This window comes from Sphingobacterium wenxiniae, from assembly GCF_900116225.1.
Taxonomy (GTDB): domain Bacteria; phylum Bacteroidota; class Bacteroidia; order Sphingobacteriales; family Sphingobacteriaceae; genus Sphingobacterium; species Sphingobacterium wenxiniae.
This window is the reverse complement of record NZ_FOZZ01000004.1, coordinates 1-22,135: the sequence shown is the minus strand read 5'-3', so window position 1 is coordinate 22,135 and position 22,135 is coordinate 1. Positions and strand designations below refer to the sequence as shown.

The window sequence follows — 22,135 nt, the reverse complement described above, 5'->3', positions numbered from 1 at the left end:
TTACTCCTTTATCTCTTGACCAATCTTCTTAGCGTTTCCGCATTGAAGAGGATAATTGCAAACAGAATAAAACCGTAAGCAATATATTTATGTATATCCACTGATTCTTGAAAATAAGTGACCGCTAAGGTAAATGCGATGAGTGGATTGATATAGAGCAGTACCCCGGTTGTCGTGGATGATATTCTGGTCAGGGCATACATGCTTAAGAATAGAGGAATAATGGTGAAAACCACGGCAATGGTCAGGATGCTGACCCAGAACATCTGCTCCTGCGGTACAGCATGCTGATTGAAAATGAGTCGGGGTATCACAAAAAAAGAGCAGATGAGCAGCTGCAAAGCTAAGGTGTTCAATTTGTCAAAGCCTTGCACGACCCGTTGGATAATTAAATATAGCGCATAGAGTGTAGCTATACTGATGGACCATAAGGCATCGACCAATGACCCCGAAGCCAAGGTAATTGCGCTCAGCAAGGCAATAAGCAAAGCCGTTTTCTTGAGCAAGGAAAGCCGCTCTTTCAGGAGGAAATAGGCTGCTACTGCGGTAATCAATGGGCAAATGAGATAGGCAAAGGCAGCGGACTGCACGCTGATATGGTTCACGGCATAAATATAAGTGAACCAATTTCCGAAAATAAAAAAGGAAGCCAACAGTGTTAAACCGATAATACGTTTCTGCTCGCGTTTTCCCAGCAGTTTAAAGATCGAAACATCCTGCCTGAGGGCCTGCTTTCGAAATAATAGGATAAACAGACCCAATACGAGTAATGCTGTGAGGATGCGGTAGTACAAAATGTCCTCAGCAGGGTATTGCTTGATCCATCGTACCGGGATAGCCATAAAGCCCCAGATCAGGGGTGCGAGAAAGGCCGCTAAGAAATAATTTTTGCGGCTCTCAGTTGTCTGTTGTTCCACTGTCTATGCTTTCCAAGCAATCACTGAAATTTCTACATTCACATTTTTGGGAAGGGTCTTCACCGCGACGCATTCGCGGGCTGGTTGCTTCTCCACAAAATATTGGGCATATACTTCGTTGATAGTAGCAAAATCGTTCATGTCACTAATAAAAATACTCGCCTTAACAACATCGTTAAACGAATATCCGGCATTTGATAATATGGCCTGTACATTTTTAAGTACTTGGTGGGTCTCGTCTGCAACCCCTGTTTGTACTAATTCCATGGTTTCAGGAATAAGCGGGATCTGTCCCGATACGTACAAAGTATTACCTGCTTTGATAGCTTGGTTGTAGGGTCCGATAGCTGCTGGTGCTTGATTTGTATTTAAAATCTCTTTTTTTGACATGATATTATTTGGATAGAAATAACTTATATAAGATTGCCAAAACGAATACAGTGATAGCCGTGATGTTCATGATTTTCATCGCTTTTCTATTAAAACGGGATGATTTTGACAGGTCGGGTTTTGTATTTTCTGGCTTCATAGAGCGAAGTTACAATGCAAATTCGGGAATAGCAATATCCATTCACAGGAATAATTTATCACAGCATTGACAGAAGGGGTATAGAATGGGGCAAAATTTTTAATAAATTGCACAATGGAGGAGAAAATAGCACTGATTAACGGACGGATTTTCGACAGAGAAGAAGTTTATTTAAAGCATGCATTGTTAATGGAGGGTGACCGGATACAGGGAGTCGTTCCGAAAGAAACCGTTCCCGAAGGTTATCGGCAGGTTGATGTAAATCAGGCAAATATCTGTCCTGGGCTTATTGATTTACAGATTTATGGTGCAGGAGATGATCTTTTCTCGGCAGAGTTAACGCCAGTATCGTTGGATAGGATAGAGAAGAGGTTGTTACAGCAGGGGTGTACATCATTCATGCTAACACTGGCTACAAATACGGTGGCTGTATTCAAAGATGCAATAGCGGTTTTTAAGGAAAGCAGACCGAAAGTAGCTTTGGGATTGCATCTGGAGGGTCCTTTTTTAAACCCGTTGAAACGAGGTGCTCATCCTAAAGAGCTGATTATCCCTGCAACCCATTCCTGCATTCAGGATGTATTGCAGGATGCAGATGGCGTTGTTAAAATGATGACTATAGCTCCTGAATGCGTAGACAAAGAATGCATAGAAGCATTGCTTGACAACAATATCTTATTAAGTGCGGGGCATAGTATGGCTACTTGTCAAGAAGGAGTGGATGGATTTGAAGCCGGTATCAAAGCGGCGACACATCTTTGGAATGCTATGTCTCCTTTTCATCATCGTGATGTAGGGCTTCCGGGAGCTGTTTTTACACACCCGAAAGCCGTTGCTTCTATTATTGTCGATGGTGTACATGTAGACTTTGAGGCTGTGAAACTCAGCAAACAATTAATGGGTGAGCGGTTGTTTCTGATTACCGATGCGGTTGCAACATGCAACAAAGGAATTTACCGACATAGACTGGAAGGGGATCATTATGTTCTGGAGGATGGGACGTTAAGTGGATCTGCTTTGTCGTTGCTGAAAGCTGTGAAGAATTGTATAGAAAAAGTGGATGTTTCATTAGATGAAGCAATTCGTATGGCAACTCTTTATCCGTCAAGATTGATTGGGAGAGATGATATCGGTAGTTTTCGGATAGGGGCAAAAGCGAATATTCTCGTTTTCAATGCTGATTTTGAAGTAGAGTCTGTCTATTTTGAAGGGAATCGGATTGTGTAACATTTAAGTGGTTGGATAAGCAAAGTCAAAACTTCTTCGTTGATGATAAGGAAAAGTGTAGTTTTGCATTCTATGAATTTAAGAGTCCTAAAGAGTACGATAGCTTGTGTGCTGATTGTCAGTACAGCTTTGTTTTCCTGTGCTTCACGTAAGCAGAAACGAAATGCTAAGGAATTGAAATCTCCGGAAGTTGAAATCGTGAAAAGCGAAGGTTTGAAAGTGACGGAGCAACCGGCAGCTGTTGTGCCTTCTATTGATACCAAGCCATTGGCAGTGACGGAAGCGGTAATAGAAGCACCATTTCGAGTCAACCTGCCAGAGGTTTCACGGGAGTTTCGTGGAGCTTGGATAGCTACTGTAGCAAATATTAACTGGCCTACGAAAAATAATTTTTCTACAGAATCCCAAAAACGGGAAGCCATAGAGCTTTTAGATTTTTTAAAAGAAAATAACTTTAATGCTGTTGTTTTTCAGGTAAGACCATCTGCCGATGCACTATACGATAGCCCTTATGAACCTTGGTCTTATTTCTTAACAGGCGAGATCGGAAAGAAGCCATCTCCGTATTATGATCCATTGACATTCTGGGTTGAGGAGGCGCATAAAAGAGGTTTAGAGTTGCATGTGTGGTTAAATCCTTATCGTGCGCACCACTCTGCAGGAGGTGCGGTAACGAATGAATCTCTCGTGAAGAAAATGCCTGAATTGGTCGTGCGATTGAAAAATGGCATGTATTGGTTTGACCCGGCAAATCCTAAAACACAAGATCATGCGGCTAAGGTGGTGATGGACATTGTAAAACGCTATGATATTGATGGCGTGCATATTGACGACTATTTTTATCCTTATGCCAGCTATAATGGTGGAGCTGATTTTCCAGATAATGCAACATGGAATGCCTACCGTAATAGTGGTGGGACTTTGTCACGTGCTGATTGGCGGAGAGACCATGTCAACCGTTTCATCGAAAGAATATACAAAGAGATCAAGGCAGAGAAAAATTTTGTCAAGTTCGGGATTAGTCCATTTGGTATTTGGAAGCCCGGTTATCCTGCAGGTGTTACAGGCTCTTCACAATATGATGAACTATATGCCGATGCCAAATTATGGTTAAATAAAGGTTGGATTGACTATTTTACACCTCAATTGTATTGGCCAATTGAGCCTCAAAAACAAAGTTTTACAGCGCTTTTAAGATGGTGGGAGAGTGAAAACACTCAAAAACGCCACCTTTGGCCGGGACTGAATACAGTAGAGGTCCGGTCTCCTAACAGACCGCAGGAAATCGCTAACCAAATTACTGCTACCCGCCAGATTATTCCAAATAGCGTAGGTGCGGTGCATTGGAGCATAGCTGGATTAACCAAGAGTTCGGCAATGGTTTCTGCTGTAAAAGAAGTTTATCAGCAGCAGTCCTTGATACCGCGCTCTCCATGGTTGAAAGCGAATCCTTTGCTGACACCGACACTGTTGTTGACTAAGCAGTCCAGTAGCGTATTTGCAAAATGGTTGCACCAACAGCCGGAGGAGGTATTTCAATGGATATTGTATACACAATATGGAGATGAGTGGTCGTATGAGATATTAGAGAGACCGCAGACTGAGAAAAGCCTATCGCTATCAAAGGGCGGCAAAGCATTAAAAGCAGTAGCTGTGAGGGCGGTAGATCGGTTGAGCAACGAAAGTGATTACGAAGCTAAACGTATTCATTGAGGATAGTCCCTTCTTGTTTTTTAAGTGGCACAGACTTAACTGATTTTCACATTATTTTGTGATTTTCAAATTTAAGCCGTATATTAGCACCGCTTATAGAGAAAGGTAGAGGGATTAGACCCGATGAAGCCTTAGCAACCTGTCTCTTGACAAGGTGCTACATTCTACTCCAAGGTTAAGGGGAAAGATAAGCTGAAGTCACCAAGTCCGAGTGTCCTTCTCTGCAAAGCATGAATAGTTTTAGGATAAGAAAAAACAAGTAGAAATTTATGTTATTAACAAACAATTTAGGTTACCCACGTGTGGGAGCTTTCCGCGAATTGAAAAAGGCCAATGAAGCATATTGGGCTAAGAAAATTTCAGCGGAAGAATTATTGCAAGCTGGACTGAAAATCCGTGAAGGCAATTGGAAGACTCAAAAGGATGCAGGAATCGACCTTATTCCTTCCAACGACTTCTCTTTCTATGACCAAGTATTAGACTTGTCATTGACTGTGGGAGCTATCCCGGCTCGCTACAACTCTTTGTTGAACAAGATTGACCGCCAGTACAACCTGGATTTATATTTTGCTATGGCGCGCGGCTTCCAGGAGGAAGGTGTTGACGTTACGGCAATGGAAATGACCAAGTGGTTCGACACGAACTACCATTATATCGTTCCTGAATTTACCAAAGACCAACAATTCAAATTGACTTCGGAGAAATTCCTGAACGAATACAACGAGGCTAAATCATTGGGTGTCGAAACAAAACCTGTATTGATTGGCCCAATCACTTACCTTTTAGTAGGTAAAGAAAAAGAAGCCGGTTTCAACCGTATCGATTTGATCGATAGATTGCTTCCTGTTTACGAAGAAATTTTGGCCAAATTGGCTGCTGCAGGTGCACAATATGTGCAGATTGATGAGCCTTATTTGGCATTAGATATAGATGCGGACGTAAAAGCATTGTACAGCAAAGTATTTGAAAAACTTGCTGCTGCGGCTCAAGACATCAAATTGGTAGTAGCTACTTATTTCGAAGCGCTTCGCGATAACGAAGAAGTTGCTGTTAATCTACCTGTTCACGCTTTGCACTTAGATTTAGTGCGTGGCGAAAACCAATTGGATACCGTTCTGGCTAAAGTTCCTGCCTCATTGACTTTGTCATTGGGTGTGGTAGAAGGACGTAACATTTGGAAAAACGATTACGAAAAATCTTTGGCTAAAATCAAACAAGCAGTAGATGCTTTAGGGACAGACCGCGTATGGATAGCACCTTCATCATCATTATTGCACGTGCCTTTTGATTTGGATAATGAAGATAACGAAGAATCTTTACCTGCTGAAGTTAAAAACTGGTTGGCTTTTGCTAAGCAGAAATTGGCTGAGGTGAAAGATTTAGCAATCTTGGCTGATAGCGAAGTTGATGCAAAAACAGCTGAGCGTTTTGAAGCAAACAAAGCTGCAGCAGAAAGCCGTCGTACCTCACCTTTGATCCACAAGCCGGAGGTAAAAGAGCGTACAGCAAACATCACAGATGATGATGCTACACGTACTTCTCCTTTCCCAGTTCGTAAAGCTGCACAACAAGAAAAATTCAACTTGCCGGCTTTCGCTACGACAACTATCGGATCTTTCCCGCAAACAAAAGATGTACGTAAGTGGAGAGCTGATTTGAAAAAAGGTGCTATTACACAAGAACAATACGATAAAGAAATCGCAGAAGAAACCGAAAGAACAATCCGTTTGCAAGAAGAGCTGGACATCGATGTATTGGTGCACGGTGAATTCGAGCGTAATGACATGGTAGAGTACTTCGGTGAGCAATTGGCGGGTTATGCCTTTACCAAAAACGGTTGGGTACAATCTTACGGTTCTCGTTGTGTGAAACCTCCGGTTATTTATGGTGATGTTTATCGTCCAGCTGATATGACAGTGCGTTGGTCTGCCTATGCACAGTCATTGACTAACCGTCCTGTAAAAGGAATGTTGACAGGTCCGGTAACGATCTTGCAATGGTCTTTTGTACGTAACGATCAACCTCGCTCGACTACAACTTACCAAATTGCATTAGCTATCTTAGACGAAGTGCAAGCATTGGAAAAAGAAGGTATTAAAATCATCCAAATCGATGAACCGGCTATTCGCGAAGGTCTTCCATTGCGTAAAGCTGACCAGAAAGATTACCTAAACTGGGCGGTACGTGCGTTCCGTGTTTCTTCTTCCAATGTAGACGATGATACACAAATCCATACACACATGTGTTACTCGGAGTTCAACGATATTATCGAAGACATCGCTGCAATGGATGCTGACGTAATTACTATCGAGACTTCTCGTTCACAAATGGAGTTGTTGGATGCTTTTGCTGGTGATTTCAAATATCCAAATGATATTGGACCTGGTGTATACGATATTCACTCCCCACGTGTACCAAGCACTGAAGAGATGGTGGAATTGTTGCGTAAAGCTAAAAATGTGGTTCCAGCAGAGCAGTTGTGGGTTAATCCTGACTGTGGTCTGAAAACACGTGCATGGCCTGAAACTAAAGCTGCTTTGGAAGCTATGGTTGAAGCTGCAAAAATCTTACGCGCAGAAAGCTAAGAATAAGTTAGTATTATAAAATAGAACAGCCCGCAGCACATTTTGTTGCGGGCTTTTTTGTTTATGTCTTTCCTATGTGGGTTATTGGTGAAATTTATCTTTCATCCAATTTTGAGGGTTGTTTTGTATATAATCAGTAATCCTTTGATAAGATTCATTGCTACGAATAATATGTTCATAATAATTGCGTTGCCATAAATTGTATATGTCCGTGTTTTGACGTACCCATTTGGTAACGCCGATTTTGAATCCGCGAACTATTGATCCTATTGTTTTTGACGTCCCGCGTAGGGGCGAAATATCTTTCGTCCCATTATATAAAATATTTTTTTCATTGGGCAAAAAATTTTTTGCCCCTAAGATTTGAATAATTCCATGTATATGATTCGGCATGATAACATATTCATGTAATTTAACATTGTTGAAATGATTGGGTATCTCTAACCAACAATTTTTGGCTTGTTTTCCAATTTCGTTTAATATCATCTCGCTAGCGATAATTTCACCAAGAAAACAAATTCGATCTTGGCAACAGATTGTTAAGAAGTAAAGCCCTTCCTGTGAATAGTCATACCCGTATAATCGAATGGAACGTCTGTCTAATTTGTTATACATTGGTTGTTTCGGCTCATTTTTAGTTTATGTGACTTCTTGCCGTTCTAAGAGACTTCTAATACCCATACTTATCTTTCCATTTGCTTTTTAGACTTTCTCGAATTTTATTCTCGGCTGCATTGTTTTTCGGTTCATAAAGTTGTGTTCCCGAAACAGGTTCTGGTAGGAATTCCTGTTCTACGAAATGTCCTGGATAGGCGTGTGCATATTTATACTCGGCTCCATAATCTAAATCTTTCATCAACTTGGTCGGAGCATTTCGAAGATGAAGAGGTACGGAAAGATCGCCTGTCTTCTTTACCAGAGTCATGGCTTTCTGTAAAGCATCATAAGCGGAATCGCTTTTAGCTGAGGATGCTAGGTATGTTGTGGCTTGTGCTAAAGGTATCCGTGCCTCTGGCATTCCCAATACTTTCACGGCTTGGAAGCAGTTGTTTGCCAACAATAGCGCATTGGGATTGGCATTGCCTATATCTTCAGAGGCAGATATAACCAATCTTCTTGCAATAAAAACTGGATCCTCTCCACCATCAAGCATGCGTGCCAACCAATATATCGCGCCGTTTGGGTCGCTTCCACGAATAGATTTGATAAATGCAGAGATGATGTCATAATGCTGTTCTCCGGTTTTGTCATAGCGCGCCATATTTTGCTGTACCTGCTTCAGTACAAAATCGTTGGTGACTTCTTGTTGTTGCGTATAAGCGGCCTGTACGACAAGTTCAAATACATTCAGCAGTTTTCGGGCATCACCACCAGATAAGCGAAACAACGCTTCGTATTCTTTCAATTTTACTGGATGTTCGCGTAAATAAGCATCCTTTTCAATCGACTGTGTAAGAATGGCTCGTAAATCTTCTTCGGAAAGATGCTCCAAGACATACACTTGGCAACGGGATAATAAAGCAGATATAACCTCAAAAGATGGATTTTCTGTTGTGGCACCGATTAAAGTCACCAATCCACGTTCCACTGCGCCCAATAAAGAATCCTGTTGGGATTTCGAGAAGCGGTGAATCTCATCGATAAATAAAATGGGTTGCTCCTGATTGAAGTTCCGAAGCTTTTCCGCTTTATCGATGACTTCACGGATATCCTTTACGCCAGCTTGTATCGCGCTGAGCGAAAAGAAAGGACGATTTAGCTCGTTGGCAATCAACAAAGCCAAACTCGTTTTCCCGACCCCTGGAGGTCCCCAAAAAATCATAGAGGGAATACTGCCCTGTTGTATAGCATTGCGCAAGACCGCGCCTTCACCAATAATGTGGGATTGACCTATATAATCAGCAATAGTCTTCGGACGCATACGTTCCGCTAAAGGGATTGATGTTGCCATAATGATAACAAATTTAGCAAAATAATCTATTTTATATAGTAGAAAAATGTATCACATTATAATGAATGATAGAACATCTAAGCAAAATGGATGATTTGTTTAATCAATTTTTTCGTGCACTTGTCCCGTGAATTTTATAGGCTCTTTTGTTTTTGTGCATTATTTCAAGTAATTTGGGGCAAAGATTTTTCCATGTCCGTCAATATGTCCTATCGTGAGAATGTGAAGCTGGCCTTACAATCTATTGTAAGCAATAAGCTGCGCACATTCTTGACCGCTTTAATTATAGCTATCGGTATTATGGCACTGATAGGTGTATTGACCTCTATCGATGCTATACAGAGTTCGTTGACCAATTCGTTTTCTTCGATGGGATCCAACTCCTTCAACATCCGAAACCGAGGTGTAAATGTGCAGATCGGCTCTGGGGGCAGTCGAGCAAAAGTGTTTCCATCGATCACCTATCGACAGGCATTGGCATTTAAGGAGAATTTTGATTTTGATGCCCTGGTTTCACTCAACGTGAACGTAACTTGGGGGGCTACTGTGAAATACCTTACTGAAAAGACAAATCCCAATATTGGCGTTCTTGGAACCGATGAAAACTATCTCCAGACCTCAGGTTATAAACTGGCTGAAGGACGGAATTTTATTGCGCAAGATGTTGAAAACAGCAACAGTGTAGTTATCATCGGTCAGGAAGTGAAGAGCAAGCTATTCAAGAATAATAAAAGCCCTATTGGTGAGTATATTACTGTTGGAGGTGATCGGTTTACGGTGGTTGGCGTGTTAGAAAGCAAAGGTTCTAGTGCGGGTTTTGGTGCAGATAAAGCCTGTTTTGTTCCGATTTCTCGAGGTCGGGCGATGATGAGTTCCTCCAATCCCTCTTTTGTTATTACGGTCATGACAACGGATCCATTCAAAATGGATGGTGCCGAAGGAGAAGCGATCGCGACCTTTCGCAAGGTTCGGGCGCTGAATGCCAAGCAAACTAATGATTTCGAAATTGTAAAGTCCGATGCTGTTGCACAGATTTTGATGCAGAACCTCACTTACGTTACATTAGGGGCTATTGTTATCGCGTTCATCACTTTACTTGGAGCATCTATAGGGCTGATGAATATCATGTTGGTGTCGGTTACGGAACGTACACGTGAAATTGGCGTTCGGAAGGCTATCGGAGCAACTCCAAGTGTTATCCGTAAGCAGTTTTTAATGGAAGCTATCGTAATCTGTGTTATTGGTGGGTTGGCAGGTATTGTCCTGGGGATTGCTATAGGCAATCTGTTGGCCATAGCGTTGGGGGCAGATTTCATTATTCCTTGGCGTTGGATGCTGCTAGGCCTGTCCGTGTGTATCGGTGTTGGAGCAGCCTCGGGCTTCTATCCGGCGAAAAAAGCATCCAGACTGGATCCTGTGGAAGCTTTGCGATATGAGTAAATTAAGCAATCGATTTCATCGGTTTATTTAAAAATATACCTTTATCTTAGCATAAATATCTGGAAGCTGGTGCTTTTGGGGTTTTTTAATTTTGACTTTTTACTTAAGATTATGTACAAAACATTAAAACCAGTATTGGAAAAAGAACTTGTCGCAATTAAAGAGGCTGGTTTATATAAAGAAGAACGCATTATTGTGACACCGCAAGGTGCAGATATTAAAGTCAGCACTGGGCAGGAAGTAATTAACTTCTGTGCCAATAACTATTTGGGGCTGTCATCTCATCCGAAAGTAATTGAAGCCGCGAAAAAGGCTATCGACACTCATGGCTATGGCATGTCCTCCGTCCGTTTTATATGTGGTACGCAGGATGTACATAAGGAATTGGAAGCGAAAATATCCAAGTTTTTGGGTACGGAAGATACAATTTTGTATGCGGCAGCATTTGATGCGAATGGTGGTGTTTTCGAACCATTATTGGGAGCAGAAGATGCGATTATTTCCGATGAATTGAATCACGCATCTATTATTGATGGTGTGCGTTTGTGTAAAGCGCAACGTTTCCGTTATAAAAACTGCGATATGGCCGACTTAGAGGCACAACTTCAAGCGGCTTCCGGAGCTCGTCATCGTATTATCGTTACAGATGGAGCTTTTTCAATGGATGGTTCGGTAGCTCCTTTGGACAAAATCTGTGATTTAGCGGACAAGTATGAGGCGTTGGTGATGATTGATGAATCCCACTGTTCGGGTTTTATCGGTAGGACAGGCCGTGGTACACATGAATTGTTCGATGTGATTGACCGTGTGGACATTATTACAGGAACACTTGGTAAAGCTTTAGGTGGTGCTTCTGGCGGTTTTACATCGGGCAAGAAAGAAATCATTGATATGTTGCGTCAGCGCTCACGACCATACTTATTCTCGAACACCTTAGCTCCAGCGATTGCAGGGGCTTCTGTTGCTGTTCTGGATATGCTGAGTGAGACCACAGAGTTGCGTGATAAATTGGAGGCTAATACGAAATACTTCCGTGAGAAGATGACCGAGGCTGGTTTTGATATCAAACCGGGTTTCCATCCGATTGTTCCAGTGATGCTATACGATGCGAAATTGGCACAAGAGTTTGCTGCGCGAATGTTGGAAGAGGGCATTTACGTGATTGGCTTTTACTATCCGGTTGTACCTCAGGGGAAAGCAAGAATACGCGTGCAAATATCCGCAGGCCACGATATTCAACACCTTGATAAAGCTATCGCTGCCTTTACTAAAGTCGGTAAAGAGTTAGACGTAATAAAATAATAACATAAAAAAGCAAAAATTGAGGTGCAAAATAATTATCTTTGCACCTCAATTTTTTTATAATACATTATTGCTCAATGCAGAACATTAGAAATATCGCGATTATCGCACACGTTGACCACGGTAAAACTACTTTGGTTGATAAGATTCTTTATTTTACCAATCAATTTAGAGAAAATGAAAATGCAGGAGAATTGATCCTGGATAATAATGACTTGGAACGTGAGCGTGGTATTACCATCGTATCAAAGAACGTTTCTGTAAAATACAAAGATTTCAAGATCAACATCATTGATACCCCTGGTCACGCCGATTTTGGTGGAGAAGTAGAGCGTGTATTGAAAATGGCGGATGGTGTTGTGTTATTGGTGGATGCCTTCGAAGGACCAATGCCACAGACACGTTTCGTAACAGGAAAAGCTTTAGGTTTGGGTATCAAGCCGATTGTTGTTGTCAACAAAGTGGATAAAGAGAACTGTCGCCCTGACGAAGTTTATGAGAATGTATTCGACTTGTTCTTCAATTTGGGCGCAACGGAAGACCAGTTGGACTTCCCTGTATTATACGGGTCATCTAAGCAAGGGTGGATGTCTACCGATTGGAAAAAACCGACAACCGACTTCACCGATTTATTGGACGCGATTGTTGAACATATTCCTGCACCTAAGGTTTCCGAAGGTACATTGCAAATGCAAGTTACTTCCCTGGATTACTCGACTTTCGTAGGTCGTATCGCTATCGGTCGTGTAGCTCGTGGAACGATTAAAGAAAACCAACCAGTATCGTTGGTAAAACGTGATGGTAAAATCGTAAAATCCCGCGTAAAAGAATTACAGGTATTTGAGGGCTTGGGCCGTATTAAGGTGCCTGAAGTACATGCTGGTGATATCTGTGCAGTAGTTGGGATCGAAGGTTTTGATATTGGTGATACTATTGCTGATTTTGAAAACCCAGAACAATTAGAAGTTATCAGCATTGATGAGCCAACGATGAACATGTTGTTCACAATTAACAACTCTCCTTTCTTTGGTAGAGAAGGTAAATTGGTGACTTCGCGTAATATATACGACCGCTTGCAAAAAGAATTGGAGAAAAACCTAGCATTGCGTGTAGTTCCTACAGAATCTCCAGATGCTTGGTTGGTATATGGTCGTGGTATCCTTCACTTATCGGTTTTGATCGAGACTATGCGTCGCGAAGGCTATGAATTGCAAGTTGGTCAGCCACAGGTTATCGTTAAAGAAATTGATGGTGTGAAATGTGAGCCTATCGAAGAACTTGTTGTAGACGTTCCAGCGGAGGTATCCGGTAAGGTAATCGAATTGGTAACACAGCGTAAAGGTGAGTTATTGATTATGGAAGCTAAGGGCGATATGCAACATTTAGAGTTCTCTATTCCTTCACGTGGTATCATTGGCTTGCGTAATAACGTATTGACGGCGACAGCTGGTGAGGCTGTGATGGCACACCGTCTGAAAGGATATGAGCCTTGGAAAGGAACTATTCCTAAGCGTATGGCAGGTGTATTGATTTCTTTGGATACAGGTTCGACAACTGCATACTCTATAGACAAGTTGCAAGACCGTGGTCGCTTCTTCGTTGATCCAGGTGTTGAGATTTACGAAGGACAGATCTTAGGTGAACACATCCGTGATAACGATTTGACGATTAATGTTACCAAAGGTAAGCAATTGACAAATATGCGTGCTTCTGGTTCTGATGACAATACACGTATCGCTCCGGCAATCAAATTCTCTTTGGAAGAATGTATGGAATATATCCAAGCGGATGAGTACATCGAGGTAACGCCACAGTCTATGCGTCTGCGCAAGATTTACTTGACTGAAAACGAAAGAAAAATTAACGCTAAGAAATTTCAATAAGCGTTAGTAATAACATACAAGAACAAGGAGCAAAGATAGCAATGTCTTTGCTCCTTTGTTTTTTATGGTTATTTTTAATCATGGAGAAGTTAACTTGGTATGTCATTCAGCTGCCTCAACAAGAGGGCAAGATACAGAAAGTGGTTGTCGGGGGCAAGCGATTGTGCTTACTGCTGTTGAGAGGGAAACTTTATGCTACGGGTAGCCGTTGCCCACATGCAGGAGCAGACTTAAGCCAAGGTTGGTGTGAAGAAGGTAAATTAGTTTGTCCTTACCATCGGCACCGATTTGATTTGCAGACGGGAAAAGGAGATGTTGGTCAGGGAAATTATATCGATGTTTTTCCAGTAAGGGAAGAAAACGGGAAATGGTATGTAGGGTTTAGAAAGCCTTGGTGGAAGAAAATATTTTAAAGTAATAAACGAGGTCTTTAGACCTCGTTTATTACTTAATATTTATTTGTTAGAAGTGATTTCACCAGCATGGTATATCTCTTCCTCAGCTTTATAGATTTTGAAGCGGACTTCATACTCTTCGGGAACATATATCACGATCGGTAGCTTCCCGTTGTAATCTGTCATTTCGGGTTGTGCCGATACGAACAGGTTTCTATTCGGTTGTCCAGGGCAGGCCATTTGTGTGCTGATTACATGGCCTTCTGTTTTAAAAATATAATAGGAATATCCCCATCCTTCTAGATCCTTTTTCTCTAAAGTGCCGGTCAAACCGAATTGATTACAGCCATCGACCTCCATCATCTTTCCAACCATAAATTCAATTCTCTTTTGATTGTCCTTATTGGAATGAGGGACTTCAATAACCATTTGCTTATAACCCGCCTCCGCTTTAGGAAAGATGGATAAGTCTTGTTTGTTAACGGTTTGTGCCATAGTAAAATGACTTACTGTGAATAAGGCTACGATTAAACCTACTGTTTTTAAAATGTTATTTTTCATATTCTTTTTTATTTTACTCAATGTAAACGTATCGAAATATTGTAACGCTACATTTTGTTATAAAAGAATATAATTTTAATAAAAGGTTTAATCACCTTTTAATTTTTCTGAATTAAGCTGTTGTATCAAAGCCCTTGCCAAAATACGGTTGGGGTCAATGATGGGTAACCCCGCACTTTCTTTCTCGTGGATGGCCAAAGGGAGTTCTGTGCAACCTAATATTACAGCCTGTGCCCCAGCTTTTTTTAGTTCGGCAATCGCTTCAAGAATTTCTTGGCGAGCACGGTTGCTTACCGGAGAAGAGATAGCCTTAATACCGTATGTTGTATCGTAAATGGCTGTATGTATTTTCTCTTGCCAGTTGTCGTCCGGCTCGATGGGTGTTAGCCCATTTTGATCTAATACATTGCGGTATAGCCCTGTGTTTCTTGTTCCCGTTGTGCTTAAGATGCCGACAGCAATATTGCCGTGCTGCTCCACGATATAGCGCGCAGTTTCTTCAACCAAATGTAATAGCTTGACACCGCAGGAGACCTTATCCAATTCTTCACGAACGACATCGAAGATACGAGGAGAATGCGCTGTATTGCAAGGTACGGCTACTACAGATGCACCTGCTTTTTCAAGTTCCTGTATAATCTGTGCTAGGGCAAAAGCTGGATTTTCATTCGTTTTCCCTAATAAATAAGCTGTTCTATCCGCAATGCGATGCGGTTGGGAAGAAAGAATAACCGGTAGGTGTTCTTGATCCGTACTTGCTTTCGTTTCTTCGATGATTTTAGTTACAATATCTACGCCGGCTAAGGGGCCGACTCCCCCTACAATTCCAATCATACTTTTTTTTGTTAATCCAATTCACCTTGGCGCCACTCATACGCCCAGAATGTTTGATACTTATTCAAAAATAGAGCCAATAGTTCGCGCATGGCGACAAAACCAGTGTCCGTATTCATGAACACCACCAGACTTTCTTTGGTTTGAGGATAGGCTATAAAGAAACAACGGAAACCTGGGTTAGAACCCGTGTGCCAAAGCGCAGTTCCTACTTCGTTGACTTGTAGACGTAACCCCAAAGAGCAGGGCACAAATATATCATCTATTGAGGCGGTACTGCCTTTACTGACATCAGACTGTTTGCTCAATAAAAACTGGTGAGCTGTTGGAGAAATGCCTTCACCATTTAGTAGTGCCCTCAGTATAAATTTGGTATAATCTTCAGCGGTGGTATATAACGTGTAGGCCGCATTGGCTTTCAGATATTTACCCAAGTTCCGTGGGTGCGCTATATCAGAGTGTCCATAAGCAATATTTTCTTCAAGGGTATCTTTCCAGAGGATTGCAGAATTGTCCATGGTAAGAGGCAGTAGTACTTCTTCTTCTACAAGTTGCTGGAAGCTTTTTCCCGAGATATGCTCCAAGGTCTCTTGCAGAAAGTAAAACCCTTCTCCCGAATACATGTAATTGCTACCAGGGAGGAACTGTAACGTTAGGGGAGTGGCTCGCCAAGCATCTGTTGGAACATCTCCTTGCCAGTTCAGAAGCCCTGTACGATGTGTCAGCACCATACGCGCCGTGATAAGTTCTTTGTTTGGCGTATTTTGTAAACGGTCATAAGAATAATAGTCCCAAAGCGGTCGGTCTAATGCAATCAAGCCACGATCCATTAAACGGAGAAAAAGGTAGGTGGTGACAACCTTCGTTAACGATGCTGCCTGGAATATGGTCTTCTCGTTAATAAGGTTCTGGGTTTTGCTATGTTTGACACCATATACGAATGACCGACGTTCACCATCTTTTTGGTGGAGGATTTGCAATCCTGGTATTCCCGCTTTTTCAGCAATAACCTGAATAGCTTCCTGTTCCTGTTGGGCAAAGCTATGGTGTAGCCCAAATAAGAAAATAAACAAGATCAGTACACTATTTTTCAATGGCCCTTGGAAGCTTATCATGTTGCAGGCTGTTATATTTTTTCATAATCTTTAAAGTTTGTTGGATAGGAATAGCTTTTAATTCCCGTCCATCACGGCCCTTCATGTCTTCGGCCATGAACATGGAGTTTAGAATAGCTTCTTCGGTGGCTTCCCATACAGCCATGAACAGAGCCGACATATCATTATTGTTTATATCTATTGTTGTCAGTTCCATGTCTTTGCTGTTGTGCGGAATTCGAACATCGGGATGTGTAGAGAAGGCTATAGAATAGTCTCCACTTCCATTTGAAGAGAATGCTCCAACATTTCCGAAAGCAATATATGATCGTTTTGCCAGTCTTTTTAGATTTCTGGAAGAAAGTGGCGCATCTGTAGCAATGACAATCATGCAGGAGCCATCAGCCTTATAAGTGTCTTTGGGGTCTTTCATGTAAAAATTCCGCAATTCACGTCCTATTGGAGCTCCGTTAACGGCTAATACACCACCAAAGTTTGATTGAACCAATACGCCTACTGTATATCCGCCTTTGGAAGAAGGGAGTTTGCGAGAAGCGGTGCCTATTCCGCCTTTGAATCCCAAACATTCCGTGCCCGTGCCGGCGCCAACGTTTCCTTCCGCTATAGGACCCGCGGCAGCAGTATGTATGGCTTCTATGACGTGAGATGCTTGTATATGCCGACCACGGATGTCATTTAGTCCGCCATCGTTGGTCTCTCCCACAACACTGTTCACCGAGCGGACGTCTTCATTTCCAGGTAATGACAACATGTAGTCAATAAGGGCGTTGGCAACAATAGGAGCGTTCAAGGTATTGGTCAGTAAAATAGGTGTTTCTATATTGCCAAGCTCTTCAATCTGCGAAATACCAAGCATTTTGCCAAAACCATTTCCCACATATACCGCAGCAGGAACTTTTTCTTGGAAAATATTACCTGTATAAGGTAGAATCGCGGTTACTCCGGTGCGGATATCTGCACCCTGAATCAAAGTCGTGTGGCCGACTTTTACACCACTGACATCTGTGATAGCATTATGTTGCCCAGTTGGTAAAATGCCGATACTGATGCCAAAGTCCCGAATACGACCACGTTGCTCCTGTGCGAAAACATTTGGTAAGATACTTGTGGATAGGGAAAAAATTACCAAAGAGATAACGTAAATTTTCATGTCATAAATTTAAGTGATAATGCAATTATAAGAAATTTTAGGCATGTTGTGTTAAAAAAAATAGCGTTGACTTAATGAAAAAAATACACACCTTTGTGCATGTCATTTGCCTCAAAGTTGATTGATTGGTATAGCGAGTATGGACGAGATTTACCATGGCGGAATACGCATAATCCTTATATTATATGGCTTTCTGAGATTATCTTGCAGCAGACTCGAGTGGAGCAAGGTATGCCCTATTTTTATCGTTTCTTGGAACATTATCCAACTGTAACGAAATTTGCAGAAGCACCAGAGGAAGATATTCTTCGGTTGTGGCAAGGGTTGGGCTATTATTCCCGAGCAAGAAATATGCACAAGGCGGCTAAGCGCGTGCAGGATGATTTTGCAGGATATTTTCCTACGAGCTATGCTGATGTGATTACACTCCCGGGAGTGGGGGAGTATACCGCTGCGGCGATAGCTTCTTTTTCTGTCAATGAACCCAAAGCTGTTGTGGACGGCAATGTATATCGTGTTCTATCACGATATTTTGGCATTGCTGAGGCGATTAACTCGACGAATGGAAAGAAGCAATTTGCGGCTTTAGCGCAAGAGTTATTGGATAAAGACCGCCCGGGAATATACAATCAGGCGATTATGGATTTTGGAGCAATACAGTGCAAGCCGAAAAATCCATATTGTGAAACCTGCATTTTTCGATTAGACTGTGTTGCTTATGCACTGGATCGTGTAGCAGAACTTCCAATTAAGCTGAAAGGAAAGAAAAGCAAAAACCGTTATTTTCATTATTTTATCGTTCGTGAGCAAGGGAAAATGCTGATGGCGAAAAGGGAAGAAGGGGATGTCTGGGCGAATCTTTATGAATTTCCGAGTATAGAGACAGCCCAAGAAGTTGCGGTTGACCAATTGCAGGATCAGCCGGAATTTCAACATTATTTTGAAAACGGACTGATGCTGACACCGGTGGGGTCTGTGGTGAAGCATGTGCTGAGCCACCAGAATATCCATGCCCGGTTTTACGTGGTTGAAAGTGCTGCGGATATAAAAACAACAAAAAATAACTGGGATTATTTTTTGTTGGAAAAAATAGATAAATTAGCCAAACATAAACTTATATTTTCTTTTTTAGAGAGAAACGAGTATCTAACTAACCCAGACTTCTAATTATGGCAAGCGTAAACAAAGTAATCTTAGTAGGGCATTTGGGCAAAGACCCGGAGGTTCGTTATTTGGAAGGTAATATCACCGTAGCCAGTTTTCCTTTGGCAACATCAGAGCATTATTCTAAGGATGGTGCGCGCATGCAGCACACGGAATGGCATAATATTGTGATGTGGCGGAATCTGGGGGAAATGGCAGCTAAGTATTTGCAAAAAGGAAGGTTGGTCTATATCGAAGGCAAGTTACGCACCCGTAATTATGAAGACAAAGAAGGAACCCGTCGTTTTGTGACCGAAGTTGTAGGCGAGAGTTTTAAGGTATTGGGACGCCCTTCCGATTTTGGACAAGTTCAGAAACCTGCCGTGGCCGAAGAAACGCAGGAGGAAGAAAAAGAGCAGGAAGTCGATTTCACAGAAAATGATAACGATTCGGACGGTTTGCCGTTTTAATCTGGATTGGAGACGCTATGTGTAGTGTCTCCAATTTGTGTTATCGCCTTTTGCAATGTTCTAATATTTTGCCGTATCTTTGGCATTATGTTGCAAGATAAAATCAAACAGTACACCGAAGAGATCAACCAGTTTAATCCGTCCAACGCAACGGATGTGGAGAATTTTCGGTTGAAATTCTTGGTTTCCAAAGGTATTGTTAAAGCGTTGTTTGAAGAGTTTAAGACGGTTTCCCCAGAAGAAAAAAGAGTGCTGGGAAAGGTCCTGAATGAGTTTAAGCAACTTGCTGAAAATAAATTCAATGAGGCGCAAAGTCAGTTTGCAGGAGCGCCGTCTACACAGAATAAACGCGAAGAAGGCGATTTGACGCTCCCGGGTGAAGGATTCCAACTGGGATCAAGGCATCCGCTTTCGTTGGTGCGGAAGGAAATCGTAGAGATTTTCAAGAAACTTGGGTTTATTGTAGCGGAAGGTCCGGAAATTGAAGACGATTGGCATAACTTCTCTGCATTAAACTTTCCCCCTGAACATCCAGCAAGAGACATGCAGGATACTTTCTTCGTAGAAAAACGAGATGGTAATGATATTGCCCTACGGACACATACTTCTTCTGTACAGGTGCGATTGATGGAAATGGGCAAACCACCATTCCGTGCGATTATGCCGGGACGTGTTTATCGTAATGAAGCTATCTCCGCACGTGCACACTGTTTTTTTCATCAGGTTGAAGGCTTGTACGTAGATGAAAATGTTTCTTTTGCCGATCTTAAACAAACGTTGTTTCACTTTGTGCAGGAACTTTACGGCGAAGGTACAAAAGTACGTTTTCGTCCATCCTATTTCCCTTTTACGGAACCATCTGCTGAGATGGATATTTCTTGTACCATCTGTAAAGGTGATGGCTGTAACCTTTGTAAATATTCCGGTTGGGTAGAGATTTTGGGCTGCGGTATGGTTGATCCAAATGTATTGGAAAACTGTGGTATCGATAGCAAGAAATATTCAGGGTTTGCTTTTGGTATGGGGATCGAACGTATTACCAACTTAAAGTACGAAATTCGTGACCTGCGCCTATTCTCTGAGAACGATGTGCGTTTCCTATCCCAGTTTGAAACTGAAATTATCTAATCCTTAAGGAAAACGGAGTGCTACTAGAGAATACAATAAAAATACAGGATAAAGGCAATTTTGTTTATGTCTTCAAGACACAGGCAAAATTGCCTTTGTTGCTTTCTGTCTTTCTTTTGTTGTTGTGGAGTTGTTCAGGTGGTTCTTGTAATGTCGTTCCTGATCGTTCATTTAATACAAATATCAATCAGGCAGAGCATATCGGTGTTTTTGCGACAAATGGCTGGGCATATGCCGATGGTGGGTATGCGGGACTGATTGTTTATAATATGGGGACGCAAAGCAACCCACAGTTGATTGCTTATGACCGTTGCAGTACCGTGAACCCAGAAAAAGGAAATCGGGTGTATGTCGAGGGGATGTTGATTGTTGACAGAGAGTCTGGGGCAAAATGGTTGTTAAGGGATGGTTCTCCGGCAGAGTTGGCTGAGTGCCCGTTAAAGCCATATCGTGTTGGACAAAGTGGAAATATTTTTTACGTGCAGAATTAGCAATGGAAGCGGATTTGGTTGTACAGACGATAAAAAAATCAGCTCGGGAATTATTCAGACACTACGGTTATAATAAAACCAGTGTTAACCAATTAGCTAAGCATGCCAACATAGCTAAGGCTACTTTCTATAAACATTTTGCGAGTAAAGAGCTTATTCTGCATGCTGTGCTGATGGACTACATCCGCGAAAATGTGCAGGATATTCTCGATAAAAATGTAAGAGAGAAAGATTTGTCCACCTTTTTGGCTAATACAATTCTTCGGGTCAGTAGGGTTACTTATACCGTGTGTAATGAATTTGTGGGGTGGGAATTTATTCGGGAGTCCGCCAACGCTCAAGAATATCTTAAAACGCTTTCTGAAGATTTAGAATTTTTGTTGCTAAGCACATTTATCCAAAATGAAACCATCGCACAGACGGTATCGGAAGAACGACTAACCTTTCTTATCAAGTGCAGCAAAAACATTGTTTTCTCTTTCGCTTTTACGGCAGTTACCGATGCCGATGTACGTAAGAATTTTATTTCTTTCCAAAAAGAAATGTTACCTTACCTAGTAGAAGCTACATTGCTGTAAAAATCTGTTTTTTTTTTCACTTCCAAAAGATTTACTAAAACCGGAGATAGAATCGAATATTGGAAAAGCTTTGTATGCCCTTTATAAATTGCTCCATCTGACTATCTATATCTCTTAAATTTTATAACATTGTGTCTTAGTATCTTGTCTAAAAAACATAAAAAAATCAAAGAAATAATTTTGCAAATCAGATTTTACACCTATATTTGCACACGCAATAAGCGCAAGGCTTTGGAGAATTAGCTCAGCTGGTTCAGAGCATCTGCCTTACAAGCAGAGGGTCACTGGTTCGAATCCAGTATTCTCCACACAAAATAAAAGAACCTCGGGAGATTAGCTCAGCTGGTTCAGAGCACCTGCCTTACAAGCAGGGGGTCACTGGTTCGAACCCAGTATCTCCCACAACAAAGCATCGATTTATCGATGCTTTGTTAGTATATAGACTTTTGATTATGTATTTCGTATATGTGCTATATTCCTCAGCGTTGGATAGATATTACGTTGGCTATACTTCAGATTTATTCGATAGGCTCAAAAAACATAATAACCATCATCGTGGGTTTACGGGCAGAACCTCAGATTGGCGAATAGTCTACACCGAAATATATGAGGAAAAATTACAAGCCATGGATCGTGAACAAGAAATAAAATCTTGGAAGAGCCGCAAGCGTTTGATCAACTTGATTAGCTCAGCTGGTTCAGGGCATTCCGACTGAGCAGTCG

Annotated in this window: 21 protein-coding genes, 2 tRNA genes and 1 riboswitch; of the genes, 15 read left to right on the top strand and 8 right to left on the bottom strand. The window is 41.7% G+C overall.

Features of this window, described 5'->3' with window-relative positions; all coding sequences use genetic code 11:
• Positions 1-8: 8 nt before the first annotated feature.
• Positions 9-917, bottom strand: a complete 909-nt coding sequence (locus tag BM375_RS06620) for an EamA family transporter (RefSeq protein WP_244525844.1) — start codon at positions 915-917, stop codon at positions 9-11.
• A 3-nt stretch (positions 918-920) separates the two neighbouring features.
• The gene (locus BM375_RS06615) at positions 921-1,307 is read right to left on the bottom strand and encodes a RidA family protein (protein WP_093364650.1); all 387 of its coding nucleotides are present in this window, start codon (positions 1,305-1,307) and stop codon (positions 921-923) included.
• A 253-nt stretch (positions 1,308-1,560) separates the two neighbouring features.
• Between BM375_RS06615 and nagA the strand changes: the two genes are divergently transcribed.
• The 3 genes from nagA to metE all read left to right on the top strand — a co-directional run bounded on the left by nagA (position 1,561) and on the right by metE (position 6,971).
• The gene (nagA, locus tag BM375_RS06610; protein WP_093364648.1) at positions 1,561-2,673 is read left to right on the top strand and encodes an N-acetylglucosamine-6-phosphate deacetylase; all 1,113 of its coding nucleotides are present in this window, start codon (positions 1,561-1,563) and stop codon (positions 2,671-2,673) included.
• Between the two features lie 72 nt (positions 2,674-2,745).
• Positions 2,746-4,386: a glycoside hydrolase family 10-like protein gene (locus BM375_RS06605; RefSeq protein ID WP_093364647.1), complete on the top strand. Its 1,641-nt coding sequence runs from the start codon at positions 2,746-2,748 to the stop codon at positions 4,384-4,386.
• 90 nt (positions 4,387-4,476) lie between these two features.
• Positions 4,477-4,580: riboswitch (SAM riboswitch) on the top strand.
• A gap of 75 nt (positions 4,581-4,655) precedes the next feature.
• Positions 4,656-6,971 carry a 5-methyltetrahydropteroyltriglutamate--homocysteine S-methyltransferase gene (gene metE, locus BM375_RS06600; RefSeq protein ID WP_093364645.1) on the top strand — a complete coding sequence of 772 codons (2,316 nt, stop codon included), beginning with the start codon at positions 4,656-4,658 and terminating at the stop codon, positions 6,969-6,971.
• A gap of 81 nt (positions 6,972-7,052) precedes the next feature.
• Here metE and BM375_RS06595 read toward each other — a convergent pair whose 3' ends face one another.
• Both BM375_RS06595 and BM375_RS06590 read right to left on the bottom strand, forming a co-directional pair.
• Positions 7,053-7,586 (bottom strand): transposase, encoded by a 534-nt coding sequence (locus tag BM375_RS06595; RefSeq protein WP_093364644.1) that lies wholly within the window; start codon positions 7,584-7,586, stop codon positions 7,053-7,055.
• 55 nt (positions 7,587-7,641) lie between these two features.
• Positions 7,642-8,922, bottom strand: coding sequence for a replication-associated recombination protein A (locus BM375_RS06590; protein ID WP_093364642.1), 1,281 nt, complete (start codon positions 8,920-8,922; stop codon positions 7,642-7,644).
• A gap of 192 nt (positions 8,923-9,114) precedes the next feature.
• Between BM375_RS06590 and BM375_RS06585 the strand changes: the two genes are divergently transcribed.
• The 4 genes from BM375_RS06585 (at position 9,115) to BM375_RS06570 (ending at position 13,960) form a co-directional block, all read left to right on the top strand.
• A complete protein-coding gene (locus BM375_RS06585) occupies positions 9,115-10,362 on the top strand; it encodes an ABC transporter permease (protein ID WP_093364640.1) in 1,248 nt (415 codons plus the stop codon).
• A gap of 111 nt (positions 10,363-10,473) precedes the next feature.
• A complete protein-coding gene (gene kbl, locus BM375_RS06580; protein ID WP_093364639.1) occupies positions 10,474-11,664 on the top strand; it encodes a glycine C-acetyltransferase in 1,191 nt (396 codons plus the stop codon).
• 77 nt (positions 11,665-11,741) lie between these two features.
• Positions 11,742-13,547: a translational GTPase TypA gene (typA, locus tag BM375_RS06575; RefSeq protein ID WP_093364637.1), complete on the top strand. Its 1,806-nt coding sequence runs from the start codon at positions 11,742-11,744 to the stop codon at positions 13,545-13,547.
• 80 nt (positions 13,548-13,627) lie between these two features.
• Positions 13,628-13,960, top strand: a complete 333-nt coding sequence (locus tag BM375_RS06570) for a Rieske (2Fe-2S) protein (protein ID WP_093364636.1) — start codon at positions 13,628-13,630, stop codon at positions 13,958-13,960.
• Between the two features lie 42 nt (positions 13,961-14,002).
• Here the strand turns inward: BM375_RS06570 and BM375_RS06565 are convergent, their stop codons facing one another.
• From BM375_RS06565 to BM375_RS06550, 4 genes are all read right to left on the bottom strand, one after another.
• On the bottom strand, positions 14,003-14,503 hold the full coding sequence (locus BM375_RS06565) for an ecotin (protein ID WP_093364634.1): 501 nt from the start codon (positions 14,501-14,503) through the stop codon (positions 14,003-14,005).
• 87 nt (positions 14,504-14,590) lie between these two features.
• Positions 14,591-15,337, bottom strand: a complete 747-nt coding sequence (locus tag BM375_RS06560) for a cysteate racemase (protein WP_093364633.1) — start codon at positions 15,335-15,337, stop codon at positions 14,591-14,593.
• Positions 15,338-15,348: 11 nt separating this feature from the next.
• Positions 15,349-16,452 (bottom strand): serine hydrolase domain-containing protein, encoded by a 1,104-nt coding sequence (locus BM375_RS06555; RefSeq protein WP_093364631.1) that lies wholly within the window; start codon positions 16,450-16,452, stop codon positions 15,349-15,351.
• The gene (locus BM375_RS06550; RefSeq protein WP_093364629.1) at positions 16,421-17,602 is read right to left on the bottom strand and encodes a DmpA family aminopeptidase; all 1,182 of its coding nucleotides are present in this window, start codon (positions 17,600-17,602) and stop codon (positions 16,421-16,423) included. Before BM375_RS06550 ends, BM375_RS06555 begins: the two co-directional genes overlap by 32 nt.
• A 99-nt stretch (positions 17,603-17,701) precedes the next feature.
• On the opposite strand from BM375_RS06550, the gene mutY reads away from it, so the two are divergent.
• The 8 genes from mutY (at position 17,702) to BM375_RS06510 (ending at position 22,128) form a co-directional block, all read left to right on the top strand.
• Positions 17,702-18,769 carry an A/G-specific adenine glycosylase gene (gene mutY / locus BM375_RS06545; RefSeq protein WP_093364627.1) on the top strand — a complete coding sequence of 356 codons (1,068 nt, stop codon included), beginning with the start codon at positions 17,702-17,704 and terminating at the stop codon, positions 18,767-18,769.
• A gap of 2 nt (positions 18,770-18,771) precedes the next feature.
• Positions 18,772-19,215: a single-stranded DNA-binding protein gene (locus tag BM375_RS06540; RefSeq protein WP_093364625.1), complete on the top strand. Its 444-nt coding sequence runs from the start codon at positions 18,772-18,774 to the stop codon at positions 19,213-19,215.
• Between the two features lie 87 nt (positions 19,216-19,302).
• Entirely contained in the window at positions 19,303-20,343 is a 1,041-nt protein-coding gene (pheS, locus tag BM375_RS06535; protein WP_093364624.1) for a phenylalanine--tRNA ligase subunit alpha, read from the top strand.
• Positions 20,344-20,360: 17 nt separating this feature from the next.
• Complete coding sequence (locus tag BM375_RS06530) at positions 20,361-20,834, top strand: hypothetical protein (RefSeq protein WP_093364622.1); 474 nt, start codon at positions 20,361-20,363, stop codon at positions 20,832-20,834.
• A 2-nt stretch (positions 20,835-20,836) separates the two neighbouring features.
• Positions 20,837-21,412, top strand: coding sequence for a TetR/AcrR family transcriptional regulator (locus BM375_RS06525; protein WP_093364620.1), 576 nt, complete (start codon positions 20,837-20,839; stop codon positions 21,410-21,412).
• 233 nt (positions 21,413-21,645) lie between these two features.
• A tRNA-Val gene (locus BM375_RS06520) sits at positions 21,646-21,720 on the top strand.
• A 19-nt stretch (positions 21,721-21,739) separates the two neighbouring features.
• Positions 21,740-21,814: transfer RNA gene (locus tag BM375_RS06515), tRNA-Val, on the top strand.
• Positions 21,815-21,864: 50 nt separating this feature from the next.
• Entirely contained in the window at positions 21,865-22,128 is a 264-nt protein-coding gene (locus BM375_RS06510) for a GIY-YIG nuclease family protein (RefSeq protein WP_093364581.1), read from the top strand.
• Positions 22,129-22,135 lie beyond the last annotated feature (7 nt).

Coding starts and splice junctions, on each gene's coding strand:
- pheS (WP_093364624.1), top strand. CDS start 19,303: ATGTTGCAAGATAAAATCAAACAGTACACCGAAGAGATCAACCAGTTT.
- BM375_RS06570 (WP_093364636.1), top strand. CDS start 13,628: ATGGAGAAGTTAACTTGGTATGTCATTCAGCTGCCTCAACAAGAGGGC.
- mutY (WP_093364627.1), top strand. CDS start 17,702: ATGTCATTTGCCTCAAAGTTGATTGATTGGTATAGCGAGTATGGACGA.
- BM375_RS06605 (WP_093364647.1), top strand. CDS start 2,746: ATGAATTTAAGAGTCCTAAAGAGTACGATAGCTTGTGTGCTGATTGTC.
- BM375_RS06585 (WP_093364640.1), top strand. CDS start 9,115: ATGTCCGTCAATATGTCCTATCGTGAGAATGTGAAGCTGGCCTTACAA.
- BM375_RS06565 (WP_093364634.1), bottom strand. CDS start 14,503: ATGAAAAATAACATTTTAAAAACAGTAGGTTTAATCGTAGCCTTATTC.
- BM375_RS06540 (WP_093364625.1), top strand. CDS start 18,772: ATGGCAAGCGTAAACAAAGTAATCTTAGTAGGGCATTTGGGCAAAGAC.
- BM375_RS06560 (WP_093364633.1), bottom strand. CDS start 15,337: ATGATTGGAATTGTAGGGGGAGTCGGCCCCTTAGCCGGCGTAGATATT.
- BM375_RS06615 (WP_093364650.1), bottom strand. CDS start 1,307: ATGTCAAAAAAAGAGATTTTAAATACAAATCAAGCACCAGCAGCTATC.
- typA (WP_093364637.1), top strand. CDS start 11,742: ATGCAGAACATTAGAAATATCGCGATTATCGCACACGTTGACCACGGT.
- BM375_RS06525 (WP_093364620.1), top strand. CDS start 20,837: ATGGAAGCGGATTTGGTTGTACAGACGATAAAAAAATCAGCTCGGGAA.
- kbl (WP_093364639.1), top strand. CDS start 10,474: ATGTACAAAACATTAAAACCAGTATTGGAAAAAGAACTTGTCGCAATT.
- nagA (WP_093364648.1), top strand. CDS start 1,561: ATGGAGGAGAAAATAGCACTGATTAACGGACGGATTTTCGACAGAGAA.
- metE (WP_093364645.1), top strand. CDS start 4,656: ATGTTATTAACAAACAATTTAGGTTACCCACGTGTGGGAGCTTTCCGC.
- BM375_RS06555 (WP_093364631.1), bottom strand. CDS start 16,452: ATGATAAGCTTCCAAGGGCCATTGAAAAATAGTGTACTGATCTTGTTT.
- BM375_RS06590 (WP_093364642.1), bottom strand. CDS start 8,922: ATGGCAACATCAATCCCTTTAGCGGAACGTATGCGTCCGAAGACTATT.
- BM375_RS06510 (WP_093364581.1), top strand. CDS start 21,865: ATGTATTTCGTATATGTGCTATATTCCTCAGCGTTGGATAGATATTAC.
- BM375_RS06550 (WP_093364629.1), bottom strand. CDS start 17,602: ATGAAAATTTACGTTATCTCTTTGGTAATTTTTTCCCTATCCACAAGT.
- BM375_RS06595 (WP_093364644.1), bottom strand. CDS start 7,586: ATGTATAACAAATTAGACAGACGTTCCATTCGATTATACGGGTATGAC.